General features: G+C 66.5%; 17 protein-coding genes and 2 pseudogenes. 15 read left to right on the top strand and 4 right to left on the bottom strand.

Annotated features, from left to right (window positions below; all coding sequences use genetic code 11):
* Positions 1-6: 6 nt before the first annotated feature.
* On the bottom strand, positions 7-3132 hold the full coding sequence (locus ACK59X_RS04200; RefSeq protein WP_409955436.1) for a ribonuclease E/G: 3126 nt from the start codon (positions 3130-3132) through the stop codon (positions 7-9).
* A gap of 590 nt (positions 3133-3722) precedes the next feature.
* On the opposite strand from ACK59X_RS04200, the gene ACK59X_RS04195 reads away from it, so the two are divergent.
* The 4 genes and pseudogenes from ACK59X_RS04195 to ACK59X_RS04180 all read left to right on the top strand — a co-directional run bounded on the left by ACK59X_RS04195 (position 3723) and on the right by ACK59X_RS04180 (position 6928).
* On the top strand, positions 3723-4733 hold the full coding sequence (locus ACK59X_RS04195; RefSeq protein ID WP_409955435.1) for an RluA family pseudouridine synthase: 1011 nt from the start codon (positions 3723-3725) through the stop codon (positions 4731-4733).
* Between the two features lie 14 nt (positions 4734-4747).
* Positions 4748-5419, top strand: a pseudogene (locus ACK59X_RS04190) (HAD family hydrolase).
* An 8-nt stretch (positions 5420-5427) separates the two neighbouring features.
* Entirely contained in the window at positions 5428-5808 is a 381-nt protein-coding gene (locus tag ACK59X_RS04185; RefSeq protein ID WP_409955433.1) for a Rieske (2Fe-2S) protein, read from the top strand.
* 100 nt (positions 5809-5908) lie between these two features.
* Positions 5909-6928 carry a S49 family peptidase gene (locus ACK59X_RS04180; protein ID WP_409955432.1) on the top strand — a complete coding sequence of 340 codons (1020 nt, stop codon included), beginning with the start codon at positions 5909-5911 and terminating at the stop codon, positions 6926-6928.
* A 156-nt stretch (positions 6929-7084) separates the two neighbouring features.
* Here the strand turns inward: ACK59X_RS04180 and ACK59X_RS04175 are convergent, their stop codons facing one another.
* The 3 genes from ACK59X_RS04175 to ACK59X_RS04165 are packed head-to-tail and all read right to left on the bottom strand — an operon-like array spanning position 7085 to position 9635.
* A complete protein-coding gene (locus ACK59X_RS04175) occupies positions 7085-8266 on the bottom strand; it encodes a hypothetical protein (protein WP_409955431.1) in 1182 nt (393 codons plus the stop codon).
* A 2-nt stretch (positions 8267-8268) separates the two neighbouring features.
* Positions 8269-9039 (bottom strand): SAM-dependent methyltransferase, encoded by a 771-nt coding sequence (locus ACK59X_RS04170; RefSeq protein WP_409955429.1) that lies wholly within the window; start codon positions 9037-9039, stop codon positions 8269-8271.
* On the bottom strand, positions 9036-9635 hold the full coding sequence (locus ACK59X_RS04165) for a Maf family nucleotide pyrophosphatase (RefSeq protein WP_409955427.1): 600 nt from the start codon (positions 9633-9635) through the stop codon (positions 9036-9038). The genes ACK59X_RS04170 and ACK59X_RS04165 overlap by 4 nt, the downstream gene beginning before the upstream one ends.
* A gap of 25 nt (positions 9636-9660) precedes the next feature.
* Here ACK59X_RS04165 and ACK59X_RS04160 point away from each other — a divergent pair, with 25 nt between their 5' ends.
* The 11 genes and pseudogenes from ACK59X_RS04160 (at position 9661) to ACK59X_RS04110 (ending at position 18014) form a co-directional block, all read left to right on the top strand.
* Positions 9661-10212 (top strand): YceD family protein, encoded by a 552-nt coding sequence (locus ACK59X_RS04160; RefSeq protein WP_409955425.1) that lies wholly within the window; start codon positions 9661-9663, stop codon positions 10210-10212.
* A 98-nt stretch (positions 10213-10310) separates the two neighbouring features.
* Positions 10311-10493 carry a 50S ribosomal protein L32 gene (gene rpmF / locus ACK59X_RS04155; protein WP_005794249.1) on the top strand — a complete coding sequence of 61 codons (183 nt, stop codon included), beginning with the start codon at positions 10311-10313 and terminating at the stop codon, positions 10491-10493.
* Positions 10494-10601: 108 nt separating this feature from the next.
* On the top strand, positions 10602-11654 hold the full coding sequence (gene plsX, locus ACK59X_RS04150) for a phosphate acyltransferase PlsX (protein WP_409955424.1): 1053 nt from the start codon (positions 10602-10604) through the stop codon (positions 11652-11654).
* A 2-nt stretch (positions 11655-11656) separates the two neighbouring features.
* On the top strand, positions 11657-12634 hold the full coding sequence (locus tag ACK59X_RS04145; protein ID WP_409955422.1) for a beta-ketoacyl-ACP synthase III: 978 nt from the start codon (positions 11657-11659) through the stop codon (positions 12632-12634).
* 55 nt (positions 12635-12689) lie between these two features.
* The gene (fabD, locus tag ACK59X_RS04140) at positions 12690-13640 is read left to right on the top strand and encodes an ACP S-malonyltransferase (RefSeq protein ID WP_409955420.1); all 951 of its coding nucleotides are present in this window, start codon (positions 12690-12692) and stop codon (positions 13638-13640) included.
* Positions 13637-14386: a 3-oxoacyl-ACP reductase FabG gene (fabG, locus tag ACK59X_RS04135; RefSeq protein WP_409955419.1), complete on the top strand. Its 750-nt coding sequence runs from the start codon at positions 13637-13639 to the stop codon at positions 14384-14386. The genes fabD and fabG overlap by 4 nt, the downstream gene beginning before the upstream one ends.
* A gap of 103 nt (positions 14387-14489) precedes the next feature.
* Positions 14490-14729 carry an acyl carrier protein gene (gene acpP / locus ACK59X_RS04130; RefSeq protein WP_003058049.1) on the top strand — a complete coding sequence of 80 codons (240 nt, stop codon included), beginning with the start codon at positions 14490-14492 and terminating at the stop codon, positions 14727-14729.
* A gap of 46 nt (positions 14730-14775) precedes the next feature.
* Positions 14776-16020 carry a beta-ketoacyl-ACP synthase II gene (gene fabF / locus ACK59X_RS04125; RefSeq protein WP_409955417.1) on the top strand — a complete coding sequence of 415 codons (1245 nt, stop codon included), beginning with the start codon at positions 14776-14778 and terminating at the stop codon, positions 16018-16020.
* Positions 16021-16143: 123 nt separating this feature from the next.
* Complete coding sequence (locus ACK59X_RS04120; protein WP_409955415.1) at positions 16144-16647, top strand: hypothetical protein; 504 nt, start codon at positions 16144-16146, stop codon at positions 16645-16647.
* 16 nt (positions 16648-16663) lie between these two features.
* Positions 16664-17293, top strand: a pseudogene (gene rpoE, locus ACK59X_RS04115) (RNA polymerase sigma factor RpoE).
* 64 nt (positions 17294-17357) lie between these two features.
* On the top strand, positions 17358-18014 hold the full coding sequence (locus tag ACK59X_RS04110; protein ID WP_409955413.1) for a sigma-E factor negative regulatory protein: 657 nt from the start codon (positions 17358-17360) through the stop codon (positions 18012-18014).
* Positions 18015-18185: the final 171 nt, after the last annotated feature.

Here is an 18185-nt window from a genome sequence, read left to right as displayed (position 1 = left end):
AGCGCATCAAGCCGCTGGAGGCTGCTCGAACGGCAGCTTCATGGCCGAGAGGTCGCGGCGGGTTTCCACCAGCACCAGCGGGCCTTCGTCGATCACCACCACGGGCGGGCGTTCGCGCGGCACGTGGATGGGCTTGGGCTCTGCCGCGATCGCAGCCTGCACGGCGGCGATCTTGGCGGCATCGGAGTTCACCCACTGCAGGCCCGAGGCTTCGGCGACCTGGTGCAGCTCATCGAGCGGCAGGGTGAATGCCTGCACGCGGGGCAGGCCGGTGGCAGGCGCTGGTGCACCCACAGCCACGGGCGCGGCGGCTGCCGGCGCAGGGGCTGCCACAGGCGCTGCCACGGGTGCGGGTGCGGCTGGGACGGGTGCCGGTACCGCGGGCGCCGGGGCGCTCTCTTGCACCGGAGCAGCGACTGGGGTTGCTGCCACGGGTGCTGCTGCGGTTTCGGCAGGAGCGCTGAAGTAGCTGCGGCGCGGTGCTTCGCCTTCGCTGGCGGCCGTGGGGGCAGGGACCGCCGAGGTATCGAAGTCCAGCAGCGGGGCGGCTGCCGGCGCGGCTGCACCCTCGGCGTTGTCGCGCGGACCGCGCTCGCCACGTTCGCGGCGGTCACGGCCGTAGCGGTCGCGCGAGCGGCGCTCACGGCGTTGCTCTTCGCTGCCTGCGGCGTTGCTGGCCGACTCGTTGCCGGTCAGGTCCAGGTCGGGCAGCAGTGCCAGCGGCGAGGTGTCGGCGAAATCGCCTGCCGGTGCGGCCTGTTCAACGCCCTCGGCGTTGCGGGGCGCGCGCTCACCGCGTTCACCACGCTCGCGGCGGCCGGAGCCGTCGCCGCTCTCGCGGCGGGGGCCGCGCTCGCCACGTTCACCACGCGGGGCCTGGCTGGTATTGGCGTCGGCACCGCCGATCGGGCCTTCCACCTGGGCACCGGCCACTGCGGCGGCTTGTTCGACATTCAGCGCGGCGCCGTTGGCCTGGTTGCGGACTTCGCCGTCGTTGCGGCCACGGCCATTGCGACCGCCGCGTCCTTCACGGCCTTCACCCTCGGGGCGGCGCTCGCCACCTTCGCGGGGTGGGCGGCCGCCCTGGCCTTCGGCGTCGCGCGGTGCGCGGCCTTCGGCCGAACGCTCGCCACGGCGTCCACGACCCTCTGCGGCGCCTTCGCGGTTGCCGCCGCCTTCGCGCTGGCCTTCGCTGCGGCCTGGCGCATCGCGGTTGTTGCTGCGGCGTCCGCCCCGGCCTTCGCCGCGGCCATCACGGCGGGGCTCACGGGCGGGCGCTTCTGCCGCGGCGGGTGCAGGCGTGGGGGCTGGGGTCGCCACCGGCGCGGGTGCCGCCGGCTTGTCACCAAAACCAAAGTAGCTCTTGAGCCATGCAAAGAAGCCTTGCTCCTGCGGTGCGGCCGGGGCGGGCGCTGGTGCCGGGGTGGGCACTGCGGCAGCCGCTGGCGTGGCGGCGGGGCGCTGGCCTTGATGGCCTGCACGTGGTGGGCGTGCGGCGCCTTCGGGGCGGGGCTCGACCTGCGGGGCCGGTGCGTCGGGCAGCACGCCCTTGATCACCGGGGTCTGCTTGTTGGTGGGCTCCTGCGAGCGGCGGGTCACGGCCGTGGGGTCTTCCACTTCCTCTGCGAGCTTGTAGCTGGCTTCGATGTGGTCCAGGCGCGGGTCGTCGTGCTTGAGGCGTTCCAGGCGGTAGTTGGGGGTTTCCAGCGTCTTGTTGGGCACCATCAGCACGGCCACGCGCTGCTTGAGTTCGATCTTGGCGATCTCGGTGCGCTTTTCGTTGAGCAGGAACGAGGCCACTTCCACCGGCACCTGGCAGTGCACGGCGGCCGTGTTGTCCTTCATCGACTCTTCCTGGATGATGCGCAGGATCTGCAGCGCCGAGGACTCGGTGTCGCGGATGTGGCCCGAGCCGCCGCAACGGGGGCAGGGGATGGAAGAACCTTCGGACAGGGCGGGCTTCAAGCGCTGGCGGCTCATTTCCATCAGGCCGAACTTGCTGATGGTGCCGAACTGCACGCGGGCGCGGTCCTGGCGCAGCGCGTCGCGCAGGCGGTTTTCCACCTCGCGGCGGTTCTTGCTCTCCTCCATGTCGATGAAGTCGATCACGATCAGGCCGCCCAGGTCGCGCAGGCGCATCTGGCGCGCCACTTCGTCGGCGGCTTCCAGGTTGGTGCGGGTGGCGGTTTCCTCGATGTCGCCGCCCTTGATGGCGCGGGCCGAGTTCACGTCCACGCTGACCAGCGCTTCGGTGTGGTCGATCACGATGGCACCGCCCGAGGGCAGTTGCACGGTGCGGGCGTAGGCCGATTCGATCTGGTGCTCGATCTGGAAGCGGCTGAACAGGGCGGCGTCGTCGCGGTAGCGCTTCACGCGGGCGGCATGCTCGGGCATGACGTGCGCCATGAACTGCTGCGCCTGTTCGTAGATGTCGTCGGTATCGATGAGGATGTCACCGATGTCGTTGTTGAAGTAGTCGCGGATCGCGCGGATCACCAGGCTCGATTCCTGGTAGATCAGGAAGGCGCCCTTGCCACCCTTGGCAGCGCCGTCGATGGCGTTCCACAGCTTGAGCAGGTAGTTCAGGTCCCACTGCAGCTCGGGCGCGGTGCGGCCGATGCCGGCGGTGCGCGCGATGATGGACATGCCGTTCGGGTATTCCAGCTGGTCCATCGCCTCCTTGAGCTCGGCGCGGTCTTCGCCCTCGATGCGGCGCGAGACGCCACCGCCACGGGGGTTGTTGGGCATCAGCACCACATAGCGGCCGGCCAGCGAGACGAAGGTCGTCAGGGCCGCGCCCTTGTTGCCGCGCTCTTCCTTCTCGACCTGGACCAGCAGTTCCTGGCCTTCGCGGATCACTTCATTGATGCGCGCCTGGCTGGGCGAGACGCCCGGGGCAAAGTAGCTGCGGGAGATTTCCTTGAACGGCAGGAAGCCGTGGCGGTCTTCGCCGTAGTCGACGAAGCAGGCTTCCAGCGAAGGCTCGACGCGCGTGACGACGGCCTTGTAGAGATTGCCTTTGCGCTGCTCGCGCCCCTCGATCTCGATCTCGTAGTCGAGGAGCTTTTGTCCGTCGACGATGGCCAGGCGCCGTTCTTCGGGCTGCGTGGCGTTGATGAGCATCCGCTTCATGATGCGATTCCTTCTTGTGTTTCGCGGTGGGCAGCGGCGCGGCCAACAGGCCTATCGCGGGCTGCCACCCGCAGTTCCAACCATTGAACAAGCTCTACAGGAGCCGTGAATGCCTGGACTGACGCGTCGAAACGAAGGGAATTGCCGGGGATGCCGAAAGCCTGCCGCGCGTCAGCGCGGCAGCAAAAGGCAGGGGCGCATGGAAGGGGGCGAGTGGGAGAGGCGCAGTTTTGCCACGAACAAGGTGGCTGGTTGCGCTTGCCGGGTGGATGCCACAGGCCCTTGCCATTGCGCGCGCATGGCCAGGGGCATGCGCCACCGCCACAAGGTCACAATCCAGGCCATCAACAACCACATGCTCGCTTCGATCCGCTGGCAGATCGTGCCCTGGTGGGGCGCATCTGCCAGCTTGGGGGATTCCGTATCAGTGTTTCAATCTGTCAGCCCGCCGGCTGGCGCCCAGGCCATTGCAGGCATCTGGCCTGCAATCTGCGTGGGCGACACCCGCTGGCATCGACCGGCCTGCGCCCGTATGGTGGTCGTGTGGACTAAACTCCAGGCAAATCAACCACTTACACAGCAACGCGCAGGTGAAACACATTATAGGGGGCAAACCGCCCTCCAGCCCCGCCCCGGTTTCCACCCCCCCTTCTGCCAAGTTGGTGGAGGTCGATGAGGACTCTGCGGGCCAGCGCCTGGATAACTTTTTGATACGCCATCTGAAGGGCGTGCCCAAGACACATGTCTACCGCATCATCCGCAGCGGCGAGGTGCGCATCAACAAGGGCCGTGCCAGTGCCGACACCCGTGTGGAGGCGGGCGACCAGGTGCGCCTGCCGCCCGTGCGTGTCTCCGACAAGGTGGCCGAGAAGGCCGAGCGCCCGGCGCCGGCGCGCGAATTCCCCATCCTGCTGGAAGACGAGCACGTGATCGCGCTCGACAAGCCTGCGGGCGTGGCCGTGCACGGCGGTAGCGGGGTCAGTTTCGGCGTGATCGAACAGCTGCGCCAGGCACGCCCGGGGGCGAAATTCCTGGAACTTGTGCACCGGCTGGACCGGGACACCTCGGGAATCCTGCTGGTGGCCAAGAAGCGTTCGGCGCTCACGCACCTGCAGGACCAGTTCCGTGAGCGCGAAACCGGCAAGACCTACCTGGCGCTGGTGACCGGGGTGTGGCCTGCCAACAACAAGGTCATTGATCTGCCGCTGCACAAGTACCTGCAGGCCGATGGCGAGCGCCGTGTGCGCGTGACCACGGCCGACGACCCCGAGGGCATGCGCTCCATCACCCTGGTCAAGCTGCGCCAGAAGGTGCCGGCGCGCCAGGAGCAGGGTCTGCCAGCGATGACACTGCTGGAGGTGACCATCAAGACCGGGCGCACGCACCAGATCCGTGTGCACCTGGCCAGCCAGGGCCATGCCATCATCGGCGACGACAAGTACGGTGATTTCGAGCTGAACAAACGCTTGCAGAAGCAGGGCATGCGGCGAATGTTCCTGCACGCCTGGAGGTTACAGTTCAACCACCCGGCCAGCGGCGAGCGCGTGGCGCTCAACGCGGAACTGCCGCCCGAGCTGGCCGATTTCGTCCCTTCTGCCTGAGTGCCCTTTCCTCCATGCGCCCCACGTCCCGTCCCCGCCGCTTCGACCTGATTGCCTTTGACTGGGATGGCACCCTGTTCGACTCCACGCAGATCATCGTGCGCTGCATCCAGGCGGCCGTGAAAGATGTAGGCGGCACCGTGCCCACGGACCAGGCGGCCTCGTACGTGATCGGCATGGCGCTGATGCAGGCGCTCGCCCACGCGGCGCCCGACGTGCCGCCCGAGAAGTACCCCGAGCTGGGCAACCGCTACCGCTTTCATTACCTGCAGCACCAGGACGACCTGAGCCTGTTCGAAGGCGTGCTGCCCATGCTGGCCGACCTGCGCGACGCCGGGCACCTGCTCACGGTGGCCACGGGCAAGAGCCGGCGCGGCCTGGACGAGGTGCTGCACTCCAAGGACCTCAAGGGCGTGTTCGACGGTTCGCGCACCGCCGACCAGACCGCCGGCAAGCCCCACCCGCTGATGCTGCAGGAGCTGATGGCCGAGTTCGATGTGCTGCCCGAGCGTGTGCTGATGATCGGCGACACCACGCACGACCTGCAGATGGCGGTCAATGCGGGCTGCGCCAGCGTGGGTGTGAGCTAGGGCGCCCATGAGCCCGATGCCTTCCATGTGCTGCAGCCGCTGGCCGTGGTGCATTCCGTGCGCGAGCTGCACGACTGGCTGCGGGCCAACGGCTGAGGCCCGCCATGACGACCCCGTCCGAGTCCCTTCCCATCCCCTTGTGCAACAGTGCCGAGCTGGTCGATGGCGGGCTGGCGGTGCCGTTCGACGTGGTCTACGCGGGCCAGACCTGCCGGGCCTTTGCCATCCGTTACCGCGGCGTGCCGCACGCCTACCTCAACCGCTGCACGCATGTGGCGATGGAGATGGACTACCAGCCCGACCGGTTCTTTGACGACACCGGCAACTGGCTGCTGTGTGCCACCCACGGTGCCGCCTACCTGCCCGATACGGGACAGTGCGCGGGCGGGCCCTGCCGGGGCGGGTTGGTGAAGATCACCCTGTCGGAGTCCGATGGTGTGGTGCGCTGGCATACTGCGTACCACCTGCAAGCCGTCGCGTTCTAGATGGACCAGATGCAATTTCCCGGCTTGCGCCGATTTTTCGCGTCCATGCCCGTTGCCAGGGTGCCTGGCATGGAGCGCTTGCTGTCCCCAAGGGCCTGAAATGACCGATCCCGACAAGAATTTTCCTCCCTCCCAGGACCTGTGGGCGCAATCGCCCGCAGCGTCGGGCACCCGTGCCTCGGCCGCGCAGGAGCCGGGCTGGGAGCGCGCCACGCTCGAAAAGCTGGCCTTTGCCGCCCTCCAGGAGCAGCGCTCGGCACGGCGCTGGAAGATCTTCTTCCGCTTTGCCTGGCTGCTGGTGATCGGCGCCCTGGTCTTCGGCGCCATGCGCCAGGCCTCCACGGGCGCCAGCAAGAGCACGCCGCACACGGCCGTGGTGGACGTCAAGGGCGAAATCGCCTCGGGCGCCGAGGCCAGCGCCGAGTTCGTGGTCGCCGCCATGCGCAGCGCCTTCGAGGACGAGGGCTCGCAGGCCGTGGTGCTGCTGATCAACTCGCCCGGCGGCAGCCCGGTGCAGGCCGGCATCATCAACGACGAGATCGTGCGCCTGAAGGCCAAGCACAACAAGCCGGTGTATGCCGTGGTCGAAGAAACCTGTGCCTCGGCTGCGTATTACATCGCTGCGGCGGCGGACGAGATCTTCGTGGACAAGGCCAGCATCGTGGGCAGCATCGGCGTGCTGATGGATGGCTTCGGATTCACCGGCACCATGGAAAAGCTGGGCGTGGAGCGCCGCCTGCTCACGGCTGGCGAGAACAAGGGCTTCCTGGACCCCTTCAGCCCCCAGACCGAAAAGCAGCGCGAGTACGCGCAGGCCATGCTCAACCAGATCCACCAGCAGTTCATCGCCGTGGTGAAGGCCGGGCGGGGCGAGCGCCTGAAGCCCACCCCCGAGACCTTCAGCGGCCTGTTCTGGACCGGCCAGCAGGCGGTGGAGATGGGCCTGGCCGACAAGCTGGGCAACCTCGACTTCGTGGCGCGCGAAGTGGTCAAGGCCGAGGAAATCATCGACTACACCCGCCGCGACAACGTCGCCGAGCGCCTGGCCAAGCGCTTTGGCGCCGCCATGGGCATCGGCGCGGCCAAGGCGCTGAGCTCCGCGGGGCCTCAGCTGCGTTGATGCAGGCGGGGCGGGGTCTTTGAATGACCCTTGATGGTTGCCTGTGTGTGCTCGCAATACTGGCGCTCCATAGGCCAGTGCCCCCGCGCAGGGGCCGCCAAGCTGCGCATGCGGCGCTTCGATTGCGTGCGCTGGGGGCATCCCCCTTGAGGGGGCTTATGAATCCAGTCCGCCGGCCTTGCGCTGGCGCGAGCCGTCTTCGAGGATGGTGTCGTCGGCGGTGAGCTTGCCCGATTCGTCCCACTGCTTGCGTGCCTCCAGCCGGGTGCGGCCGCGGGCATTGGGGGCGGTGTAGCGGTCTTCCCGGCCCAGGCGCCCGTTGGCGTGGAAGTGTTGCTGCACCCCGGTAGGTTGCTGCTCTGAAGTGAGGAGTTCGCGCCGGGTGAGCTTGCCTTCGTCGTCGCGCAGTTCGCGCTGGATGCGGGTGGCGTCCCCGGTGCCGGTCATGGTGGTGCGCTCGCGTGGGGCGCCGTTGAGGTACCAGCGTTCCAGCAGTACTTCGCGCCCATCGGCATACGCGTGCTGCTCGGTCATCTGGCCGTTGCTGCCAAAGCGGCGCAGGCTGTGCAGCGGCCCGCGCGCATCGCGCAGAAAGCGCTGCTCGTCGGGCGCGAAGATGCGCTCCTCGCGCAGCACGCTCTTGCCGCCCTCGGTGAAAAAGCTGCGGTGCACGCGCCGGCCTTCCTCGAACAGCATCTGCTGCGCGACCAGGCCTTCGCTGGTCCATTCGGTGGACAGCAGCAGGCGGCCCTGCTCGTAGCGCACCTGGCCAGCCCTGGCGCCTGCGGTGGTGAACAGTGCGGTGTCGGCCGCGCCCTCGAAGCCGCAGGGCTTGCGGTCCTCGGGCAGCACGCTCGCACGCGGGCATTGCAGCCGGGTGGGCTGGCCGGCGCTGTTGTACTCTATGACGAACTGTTCCTGTCCCGCTGCATGGAAGGACAGGCGCTCGGGCCGGCCATTGGCGTCGAAGCGGCGCACCGCGCCGACGGTGCTGCCGTTCTCGGCGAACTCCTCGCGCTTGAGTTGTCCGTTGGGCCAGAACTCGGCCACCCGGCCCTGGCTGTTGCCGCGTTCGTTCACGCTGCGCTCGCGCAGCAGTTTTCCCTCGCGGTCGAAGAAGCGCTCCTTGCCCAGGTATTTGCCGTCCTTGAGCTCCTGCTCGCGCTGCAGCTGGCCGGTGTTCTCGTCGCGGCAGCGCAGCAGGCCGGTCAGCCCGGCGGTCTCGGCACCATTGTTGGGGTTGACGGGCTTGCCGTTGAATTCGCAGCGGATGATGGCATTCGCACCGGTGGCGCAGGTGCCCAGGGCAATGAGCAGAAGGGCGGAGAGGCGTTGCATGGTCAGCGGCCGAGGGCGAACACAATGGGTGTGCGGTTGCTGGGGAGCAGGGGCTCTGCGCGCCACTGGCGCACGAGCCGGCTGCGGATCTCTGCGCTGGGCAGTGTGAGGCCACTGGCCAGTGCCAGGCGGGTGTGGGGCTGCAGCGTCTGCACCAGCGCCTGCCACAGCGCGGGGTTGCGGTAGGGCGTTTCGATGAACAGCTGCGTCTGGCCGGTCTTGAGGGCCAGCGATTCGAGTTCGCGGATGCGCTGCATGCGCTCCTGCCCGTCCTGGGGCAGATAGCCGGCAAAGGCAAAGCTTTGGCCGTTCAAGCCGCTGGCGGCCAGGGCCAGCAGCAGCGAAACCGGGCCCACGAGGGGCACGACAGGAATGCCCAGGTCGTGCGCGGCCCGCACCACGGACGAGCCGGGGTCGGCCACGGCCGGCATGCCGGCCTCGCTGACCAGGCCCAGGCAATGGCCGAGCAGCGGAGGAGCCAGCAAGGGTTTGGCTTCAAAGTGGGCCGAGCCCTTGTCGCCATGGTCGCCCTTTTTGTGCACTTCGCGCGGCAGCTCGGTGATCTGCTGCTGCTGCAGCGGCACGGCCAGCGGGTGCAGGGCGTCGATGCGCTTCAAGTAGGCGCGGGTGCTCTTGGCGTTCTCGCACACCCAGTGGGTGAGCCGTGCCGCCTGCTGCAGGGTGCCGCTGGGCAGGGCCTGGTCCAGCGGTATTTCCGTGTCGCAGCCGAAGTCGAGCGGCGCGGGGACCAGGTACAGCGTGCCGGTGCTCATGGCAGGACCACCCCGGCAGCGCGCAGCATGCGGCAGGTGCGGATCAGCGGCAGGCCGATCAGGGCGGTGGGGTCGTCGCTGTGGATGGCGTCGAGCAGGGCAATGCCCAGGCCTTCGCTCTTGGCGCTGCCGGCGCAGTCATAGGGCTGCTCGGCGCGCAGGTAGCGCTCGATCTCATCGTCCGACAGGTCGCGAAAGCGCACTTCCACGGGCGCGATGTCCACCTGCTCGAAGCCGCTGGCCTGGCACACGGTGGCCACGGCGGTCTGGAAAATCACCGTCTGCCCGCGCATCTGGCGCAGTTGCTGCACGGCGCGCTCATGGGTTCCGGGCTTGCCCAGGGGCTGGCCGGCCAGGTCGGCCACCTGGTCGGAACCGATGACCACGGCCTCGGGGTGCTGTTTCGCCACCGCGTGGGCCTTGGCGAGGGCCAGGCGCAGGGCCAGATCGCGCGGGGCTTCACCTGGGGTGGGGGTCTCGTCCACGTCCGGCGAGGCGATCTCGAACGGCAGGTTCAGGCGGGACAGCAGCTCGCGCCGGTAGCGGGAGGTGGAGCCCAATACCACAGGGCGTTGCGGGGCGGGGGATTGATGCATTCGCTGATTCTCTTACACTGCCGCCATGACCAAGGAATTCTCAGTAGACCGGCTCGACGTCAAGGCCTTCGCCTTGGCTGGCGCGCGCCTGGCCGGCCATGATTCCCTTTTGAAGTATGAGCGCCTGGCCCAGGAGGCCCGGGGGCTGCATCCCGATCTGCTGGTGGACTGGCAGGCGCAGGGCGAAGTGCGCACGGCGCTCGGCGGTGCCAGCCAGGTGTGGCTGGTGCTCAAGGTGCGCGCTACGTTCCCCATGGAGTGCCAGCGCTGCCTCACGCCGGTGGATGTGCCGCTGGAGGTGGATCGTTCGTTCCGCTTCGTTGCCGATGAGGCCACGGCCGACGCTCTGGACGATGAGAGCGAGGAAGACCTCCTGGCCATGAGTCGCGAATTCGATCTGCACGAGCTGATCGAAGACGAATTGCTCATGGCGCTGCCCGTGGTGCCCAAGCACGACGAGTGCCCCACGGCCGTTCCGCTGGCATCGTCAGACGACGATTTCGAGGAAGCCAACGCGGAAAAGCCCAATCCTTTCGCTGCCCTTGCCGGCCTCAAAAAAGACAGTAAGAGGCACTGAATTCATTTGGGCTATAATCGAGGGCTTCGCGCGAATCCCCTCGTGTCTTCTATGGGCCCATCGCGTATTTACCAACCTATTTAAGACCAGGAGCCATCATGGCCGTTCAGCAAAACAAAAAGTCCCCTTCCAAGCGCGGTATGCACCGTTCGCACAATGCCCTGAATGTGCCAGGCATCGCTGTGGAACCCACCACCGGCGAAACCCACCTGCGCCACCACATCAGCCCCAACGGCTTCTACCGTGGCCGCCAGGTGCTCAAGAACAAGTCTGAAGCCTAAGCTTCACTACCCCTCAAAGGCCCGTTGCTACTGAATCTGTAGCGCGGGCCTTTGTTTTGACTGTTGTATCCATCTTCCGGCCCTGTCAGTGGGTTGGACAAGTCGCCCATGATCACACTGGCTGTTGACTGCATGGGGGGCGATCACGGCCCCCGCGTCACGCTCGCGGCGTGCCGTCAGTTCCTTGGCAATCACCCGGATGCCCGCTTGCTGCTGGTCGGCCTGGCGGATAGCCTGCGCGAGTTCTCCCACGAGCGTGCCACCATCGTCCCTGCCACCGAGGTGGTGACCATGGACGACCCGGTCGAGGTGGCCCTGCGCAGAAAAAAAGACTCTTCGATGCGTGTGGCCATTCTGCAGGTCAAGGAGGGCACGGCTGCGGCGGCCGTCTCGGCCGGCAATACCGGCGCCCTGATGGCCATTGCGCGCTACCTGCTCAAGACCCTGGACGGCATCGACCGCCCCGCGATTGCCACCCAACTGCCCAACAACCAGGGGCGCGCGACCACGGTGCTCGACTTGGGGGCCAATGTGGACTGCTCGGCGGAGCACCTGCTGCAGTTCGCGGTCATGGGCTCGGCGCTGGTGTCCGCCCTGCGCGATGATGGCAGGGAGCCCACCGTCGGCCTGCTCAATATTGGTGAAGAGATCATCAAGGGCAGCGAAATCATCAAAAAAGCGGGTGAACTGCTGCGATCTGCGGCCGAAGCGGGTGACCTCAACTTCTATGGCAACGTGGAAGGCAATGACATCTTCAAGGGCACAGTGGACATCGTGGTCTGTGACGGGTTTGTCGGCAACGTGGCGCTCAAAGCCAGCGAGGGGGTTGCGGCCATGGTGATCGGGGGGCTCAAGAACGAGTTTTCCAAGAACATCTTCACCAAAACTGCAGCCATCATCGCTTATCCGGTGTTAAAAGCGCTCATGACCCGTATGGACTACCGCCGCTACAACGGTGCGGCGCTGCTCGGCCTGCGCGGGTTGGTGTTCAAGAGCCATGGCTCGGCCGATGCCATGGCCTTCGAGCAGGCCTTGAACCGGGCGTATGATGCAGCCCGCAACAACCTGCTCGACCGTGTCCGGACCCGGATTGCGCACGCAGCGCCTCTCCTGGCCCCTGCCGATGCCCAGTCCAGGCCCGCTGCGGCGATTACACATTAATAATGAGACGCTATTCCCGCATCACCGGCACTGGCAGCTATCTGCCACCGCGCCGGCTCACGAATGCCGACTTCGTGGATCTGCTGGCCCGTGACGGCATCGAAACTTCCGACGAGTGGATCGTTGAGCGTACGGGGATCCGGGCGCGGCATTTTGCAGCCCCCGATGTGGCGGCCAGCGACCTGGGCCTGGAGGCCGCCCGCAATGCGCTGCAGGCGGCGGGCCTGCAGGCGCAGGACATCGATCTGATCATCGTCGCCACGTCCACGCCGGACATGGTGTTTCCTTCGACGGCCTGCATTCTCCAGAACAAGCTGGGTGCCAACGGCTGCCCGGCCTTCGACGTGCAGGCCGTGTGCAGCGGTTTCGTCTATGCACTGGCCGTGGCCGATTCCATGATCCAGACGGGCGCCGCCAGCCGGGCCCTGGTGGTCGGTGCCGAGGTGTTCAGCCGCATCCTGGATTTCAAGGACCGCACAACCTGTGTGCTGTTCGGCGACGGCGCTGGCGCCGTGGTGCTGGAAGCGTCCGAGACGCCGGGCATCCTGTCGAGCGACCTGCATGCCGACGGCAAGCATGTCGGCATCCTGTGCGTGCCGGGCAATGTTTCGGGTGGCAATGTGCTGGGCGACCCGCTGCTCAAGATGGATGGGCAGGCGGTGTTCAAGTTGGCCGTGGGCGTACTGGAGAAGGCTGCCCATGCCGTGCTGGCCAAGGCGGGCCTCGCTGAAGCCGATGTGGACTGGCTCATTCCACACCAGGCCAACATCCGCATCATGCAGGGCACGGCGCGCAAGCTCAAGCTGCCCATGGACAAGGTGGTGGTCACGGTGGACCAGCATGGCAACACGTCCGCTGCGTCCATTCCACTGGCCCTGGACCATGCCGTGCGCAGCGGCCAGGTCCAGAAGGGCCAGACGCTGCTGCTCGAAGGCGTGGGCGGCGGCTTCACCTGGGGTGCCGTGCTCCTGAAGTTCTAGCTGGCCGCGTTGGGCGGCCTGCAGGATTCCATTCCCTCTCTCTATTTGTGCTGGCATGAAGTCATTTGCATTTGTTTTTCCCGGGCAGGGCTCGCAGTCGGTCGGCATGCTCGATGGCTGGGGCGACCACCCCGTGGTGGCAGAAACCCTGCGCGAGGCGTCCGATGCGCTGGGCGAGAACCTTGGCCATTTGATCAAGGATGGCCCCAAGGAGGCGCTGGCCCTGACCACCAACACGCAGCCGGTGATGCTGGTGGCCGGTGTGGCCGCCTGGCGCGTATGGAGTGCCGAAGGCGGCGCCGCACCGGTGGCCCTGGCGGGCCATTCGCTGGGTGAGTACTCGGCGCTGGTCGCATCGGGCGTGCTCACGCTGGCGCAGGCCGCACCCCTGGTGCGCCTGCGCGCTGCCGCCCTGCAGGAAGCCGTGCCCGTGGGCACGGGTGCCATGGCAGCCATCCTGGGCATGGAGGCTTCCAAGGTCATTGCAGGCTGTGCGGAGGCGGCGGCTTCTTTCGGGCCTGGCACTGCCGAGGTGGTGGAGGCCGTGAATTTCAACGATCCCATCCAGACCGTGATTGCGGGCACCAAGGCGGCCGTCGACAAGGCCTGTGAAGTGCTCAAGGCCAATGGCGCCAAGCGCGCACTGCCTCTGCCGGTCTCGGCGCCCTTCCATTCGAGCCTGATGAAGCCCGCAGCCGAGAAGCTGCGTGAGGCGCTGGGCGGTGTGGCGCTGGCCGCGCCTGCCATTCCGGTGGTGAACAACGTGGATGTGGCCGTGCGTGAAGACGCCGATGCCATGCGCGACGCCCTGTACCGCCAGGCCTTCGGGGCCGTGCGCTGGGTGGAGTGCGTGCAGGCGCTCAAGGCGCGTGGCGTGACGCATATCGTGGAGTGCGGCCCTGGCAAGGTGCTGGCCGGCCTGACCAAGCGCATCGACCCCGAGCTGGTTGGTGCCGCAGTATTTGACACGGCCTCGCTGGCCGAAGCACGGGAGTTGCTGGCATGACGGAATCTGTTCAACAAGCCGCCCAGGTGGCCCTGGTCACCGGCGCCTCGCGCGGCATCGGCGCGGCGATTGCACTGGAGTTGGCCGTGCGCGGCTACCAAGTCATCGGCACGGCCACCACCGATGAAGGTGCTGCCCGCATCTCTGCGGCCCTGGCGGCTTACCCCGGCTCCAAGGGCGTCAACCTGAATGTGAACGATGGTGCGGCCATCGAGGCAACCATCGACGCCATCGTCAAGCAGCAGGGCGGCCTGCACGTGCTGGTGAACAATGCCGGCATCACGCGCGACACCCTGGCCATGCGGATGAAGGACGATGACTGGGATGCGGTGCTGGACACCAACCTCAAGGCCGTGTTCCGCGTGAGCCGTGCGGCCATCCGTCCCATGATGAAGCAGCGCTTCGGGCGCATCATCAGCATCACCAGTGTGGTCGGTGCATCGGGCAATCCGGGCCAGGCCAACTACGCCGCTGCCAAGGCCGGCGTGGCCGGCATGACGCGAGCCCTGGCGCGCGAGCTGGGCAGCCGCAGCATCACCGTGAACTGCGTGGCCCCCGGCTTCATCGAGACCGACATGACGGCCGGCCTGCCCGAAGAGCAGCAAAAAGCCCTGCAAACGCAGATCGCGCTGGGCCATCTGGGCAAGCCTTCGGACATCGCGCATGCGGTCGCCTACCTTGCCTCGCGCGAGGCGGGCTATGTGACCGGGCAGGAGTTGCATGTCAATGGCGGCATGTACATGTAATTGTTGAGAGAGAACGCCGGTTCATCCGGACGGCGGGCTGCTGAGGGGCTTTACCTTAAGCAGCTAGAATCGCGGATTCATTCACAACCCCCAGAGGGAAACCATGAGCGATATCGAAGCACGCGTCAAAAAAATCATTGCCGAACAACTCGGTGTGGAAGAGTCCCAAGTCACCAATGAAAAGGCCTTCGTGGCAGACCTCGGTGCCGACTCGCTCGACACGGTGGAACTGGTGATGGCCTTGGAAGACGAGTTCGGCATCGAGATCCCCGACGAAGACGCCGAAAAGATCACCACGGTGCAAAACGCCATCGATTACGCCAACACCCACCAGAAGGCCTGAGCGGCGCTTTGCGCCTGACTTGAGCGATCAGCAGAAGGTTTTACGCATGAGCCGTCGTCGCGTCGTCGTGACCGGCCTGGGTTGCATCAGTCCCGTGGGCAACACGGTGGCAGATGCCTGGGCCAATCTCCTTGCCGGACAATCCGGTATCGACCTCATCACCAAGTTCGACGCGTCGAACTTCTCTTGCAAGATTGCAGGGGAAGTCAAGGGCTTTGACCTGGAGTCTTACATCAGCGCCAAGGATGCGCGCTCGATGGACACCTTCATCCACTACGGCATTGCCGCTGCCGCACAGGCCGTGCAGGATGCGGGCCTGCCCACCGGCGAGGCGCTGGACGAAGAGTTCGCCACGCGCATCGCCTGCGTGATCGGCTCCGGCATCGGCGGCCTGCCGATGATCGAGGATACGCATGCCGAGCTGACGAACCGTGGGCCACGGCGCATCACGCCGTTCTTCGTGCCTGCGTCCATCATCAACATGGTGGCGGGCCACGTGTCCATGCGTTTTGGCTTCAAGGGGCCGAACCTGGCGGTCGTGACAGCCTGCACGACAGGCCTGCATTGCATTGGCGAAGGCGGCCGCATGATCGAGTACGGCGATGCCGATGTCGTGATCGCGGGCGGCACGGAGTCGACCGTATCCCCTCTGGGCATCGGGGGCTTCGCGGCCATGCGTGCGCTGTCCACCCGCAACGACGATCCCAAGACGGCCTCGCGCCCCTGGGACAAGGACCGCGACGGCTTCGTGCTGGGCGAGGGGGCCGGCGTGATGGTGCTCGAGGAGTACGAGCATGCCAAGGCGCGCGGCGCCAAGATCTACGCCGAGCTCAGCGGCTTCGGCATGAGTGCCGATGCGGGCCACATGACGGCCCCGAACATGGATGGCCCGCGCCGCGCCATGATCGGCGCGATGCGCAACGCGGGCATCAATCCCGAGCAGGTGGACTACCTCAACGCGCATGGCACGTCCACGCCGCTGGGCGACCTGAACGAAACCAATGCCATCAAGAATGCGTTGGGCGAACACGCCTACAAGACGGTGGTAAGTTCCACCAAGTCCATGACGGGCCACCTGCTGGGCGGCGCTGGCGGGATCGAGAGCGTGTTCACGGTGCTGGCCTTGCACCACCAGAAGGTGCCACCTACCATCAACCTGTTCAACCAGGATCCCGAGTGCGATCTCGATTACTGCGCCAACACGGCCCGTGATCTGAAGATGGACTATGCACTCAAGAACAATTTCGGCTTTGGCGGAACCAACGGCTCGCTGGTGTTCAAGCGGGTCTGAGCGGCGAGCCGCCCTGTCCGCGCGCGGCTGTGCCGCTGCGGGCTTCCTGGTCGCATGCGCAGGGCCCGGGTTTGCGGCACACTGCGAAACGATGGCATTCCTGCAGTCCTTTTGGCGTCTTTCATGAATACGGCAGCACGACGAGCCCCTGCCGTGCGCTTTCCCGCGCGGCGCAGCGGCATTGTGGGGGGCGTGCTGGCCGCTGCCGTGGCAGCTGGGCTGGTGGTGCTGCTGGCCTGGCTGTTGCAGGGGAGCCACCAGGGCCCGGCGGTTGCCATTGCCGCCGCGGTATGCTGGCTGGCCGCCGCGGCAGGTGCATGGCATTGGTGGCATGGCCAGTTTTGCGGGGAACTGTGCTGGGATGGCCAGCAATGGGCGCTGGACCGCTTGGTCCCCGGTCGGCATCCCCAGGTGCTGAGCGGCACGCCCGAAGTGCAGGGGGATCTGCAGCACCACCTGTGGCTGCGTACCTGTGGCGATGCCGGGCGGCCGCGGATCTGGCTATGGCTGGAGCGCAGCCGGCAACCGGAACGCTGGGATGATCTGCGCCGTGCGGTATATTCGCGCGCCGGATCGGGCACTGCGAGTGCCAGCGAGTTCGCGCCGATCCACAGCCGACAGGCGTGAGCCCGCACAAGACCTGATGACTGACCAAACGCCGCCTCCCACACCCGACAACAGCGATCTGCAACTGGTGGAGCGCACGGTAGCGGGCGACCAGCGGGCGTTCGAACTGCTGGTCATCAAGTACCAGCGCCGCATCGAGCGCCTGATCGGCCGCATGGTGCGCGACACCGACATCATCCAGGACATCGCGCAGGAAACCTTCATCCGCGCCTACCGCGCGCTGCACCAGTTCCGTGGGGATGCCCAGTTTTATACCTGGCTGTACCGGATTGCCGTCAATACGGCCAAGAAGGCGCTGATGGACCTGAAGCGCAATCCGGTGGTGACGGAGAATGCGCTGCGCGGGGCGGATGACGAAGATGAAACTTCTCGTGTCGGACACGAACTAACCAGCGACGAGACCCCCTAAACGGTGCTCGCCTCCAATGAAATAGCCCAGGCGGTGAACGCCGCCATGGAGGCGCTGCCCGAGGATTTGCGCCAGGCGGTGACGCTGCGTGAGATCGAAGGGCTCAGTTACGAAGAGATTGCAGCGGCCATGGGATGCCCCATCGGGACGGTGCGGTCACGTATTTTCCGTGCGCGGGAGGCGATTTCGGCCCGCGTGCGCCCGATGCTGGAAAACCAGACGGGAAAAAGGTGGTGATGGTGGTGGTGCGGTGCACGGCAAGGGCGAAGCAGTGTCTGGTGACGGATATGCAGGTGAGACCATGAACAATGATGTGACGACGACGAAGCGCGAAAAAATCTCGGCCCTGGCCGATGGCCAATTGCATGGCGATGCATTTGCGGACGCCATGCAGTGCGCGGGCGACGACGAAGGTATGGCCACATGGCAGCTGTACCACCTGGTGGGCGACGTGCTGCGTTCGAGCGACATGGCGCCTGCAGGTGGCAGCAATCTTCTGCTGTCGCGCCTGCGCGACCAGATCGCCCAGGAGGCGCCGGTGCAGCGTCCGGTGGCTCTGGCACCGGAGCCTGGATTGGCCGTGGTGGCGCAGGCGCAGTCGCCCGCGGCCAATGCCTCGGTGTTCCGCTGGAAGATGGTGGCTGGCGTGGCGTCCCTGGCGGCCGTGGCGGCCATTGGATGGTCGTCCGTCGGCGTGCTGCAAGGTGGTGGCAGTGCTGCTGGCGCGCAGATGGCAGCGGTCGGGGCCCCTGTGATCCAGGCGGTCCAGGTTTCCCAGGGCACGCCGCCCTCTGCGCCCCTGGTCGCTGTGGCCGACAGCGAAGGGCAGCAGGTCATGATCCGCGATCCGCGCCTGGATGAGCTGCTGGCAGCCCACAAGCAGTTTGGCAGCACCTCTGCGCTGCAGATGCCGGCAGGTTTTCTGCGCAACGCCACGTTTGCGACGCCTGGCCGCTGACAACTGCGTGCTGCCTCGGGATGGGATTGATGCCTGATTTCTCCGCCGTGGGTACCGCTGGAACACTGCGTTGGCGCAAGGTGTTCGCCAACGCGGACGTGTGGGTTTATGCCGGACTTTGTTTGGTGTCGTGCTTCGTGGCCCAGAGTTGCCACAAGAGGGCGGCGGCAG

Origin of the sequence: Acidovorax sp. (assembly GCF_046339755.1) — a bacterium.
GTDB lineage: Bacteria > Pseudomonadota > Gammaproteobacteria > Burkholderiales > Burkholderiaceae_C > Acidovorax.
The sequence above is the reverse complement of the archived record's forward strand: the minus strand, read 5'-3'. Positions and strand labels throughout refer to the sequence as shown.

Bases quoted from the DNA above. Each gene is read 5' to 3' on its own strand.
- ACK59X_RS04200 (WP_409955436.1), bottom strand. From the start codon at position 3,132: ATGAAGCGGATGCTCATCAACGCCACGCAGCCCGAAGAACGGCGCCTG.
- ACK59X_RS04185 (WP_409955433.1), top strand. From the start codon at position 5,428: ATGACGACCCCGTCCGAGTCCCTTCCCATCCCCTTGTGCAACAGTGCC.
- ACK59X_RS04180 (WP_409955432.1), top strand. From the start codon at position 5,909: ATGACCGATCCCGACAAGAATTTTCCTCCCTCCCAGGACCTGTGGGCG.
- ACK59X_RS04175 (WP_409955431.1), bottom strand. From the start codon at position 8,266: ATGCAACGCCTCTCCGCCCTTCTGCTCATTGCCCTGGGCACCTGCGCC.
- ACK59X_RS04170 (WP_409955429.1), bottom strand. From the start codon at position 9,039: ATGAGCACCGGCACGCTGTACCTGGTCCCCGCGCCGCTCGACTTCGGC.
- ACK59X_RS04165 (WP_409955427.1), bottom strand. From the start codon at position 9,635: ATGCATCAATCCCCCGCCCCGCAACGCCCTGTGGTATTGGGCTCCACC.
- ACK59X_RS04160 (WP_409955425.1), top strand. From the start codon at position 9,661: ATGACCAAGGAATTCTCAGTAGACCGGCTCGACGTCAAGGCCTTCGCC.
- rpmF (WP_005794249.1), top strand. From the start codon at position 10,311: ATGGCCGTTCAGCAAAACAAAAAGTCCCCTTCCAAGCGCGGTATGCAC.
- plsX (WP_409955424.1), top strand. From the start codon at position 10,602: ATGATCACACTGGCTGTTGACTGCATGGGGGGCGATCACGGCCCCCGC.
- ACK59X_RS04145 (WP_409955422.1), top strand. From the start codon at position 11,657: ATGAGACGCTATTCCCGCATCACCGGCACTGGCAGCTATCTGCCACCG.
- fabD (WP_409955420.1), top strand. From the start codon at position 12,690: ATGAAGTCATTTGCATTTGTTTTTCCCGGGCAGGGCTCGCAGTCGGTC.
- fabG (WP_409955419.1), top strand. From the start codon at position 13,637: ATGACGGAATCTGTTCAACAAGCCGCCCAGGTGGCCCTGGTCACCGGC.
- acpP (WP_003058049.1), top strand. From the start codon at position 14,490: ATGAGCGATATCGAAGCACGCGTCAAAAAAATCATTGCCGAACAACTC.
- fabF (WP_409955417.1), top strand. From the start codon at position 14,776: ATGAGCCGTCGTCGCGTCGTCGTGACCGGCCTGGGTTGCATCAGTCCC.
- ACK59X_RS04120 (WP_409955415.1), top strand. From the start codon at position 16,144: ATGAATACGGCAGCACGACGAGCCCCTGCCGTGCGCTTTCCCGCGCGG.
- ACK59X_RS04110 (WP_409955413.1), top strand. From the start codon at position 17,358: ATGAACAATGATGTGACGACGACGAAGCGCGAAAAAATCTCGGCCCTG.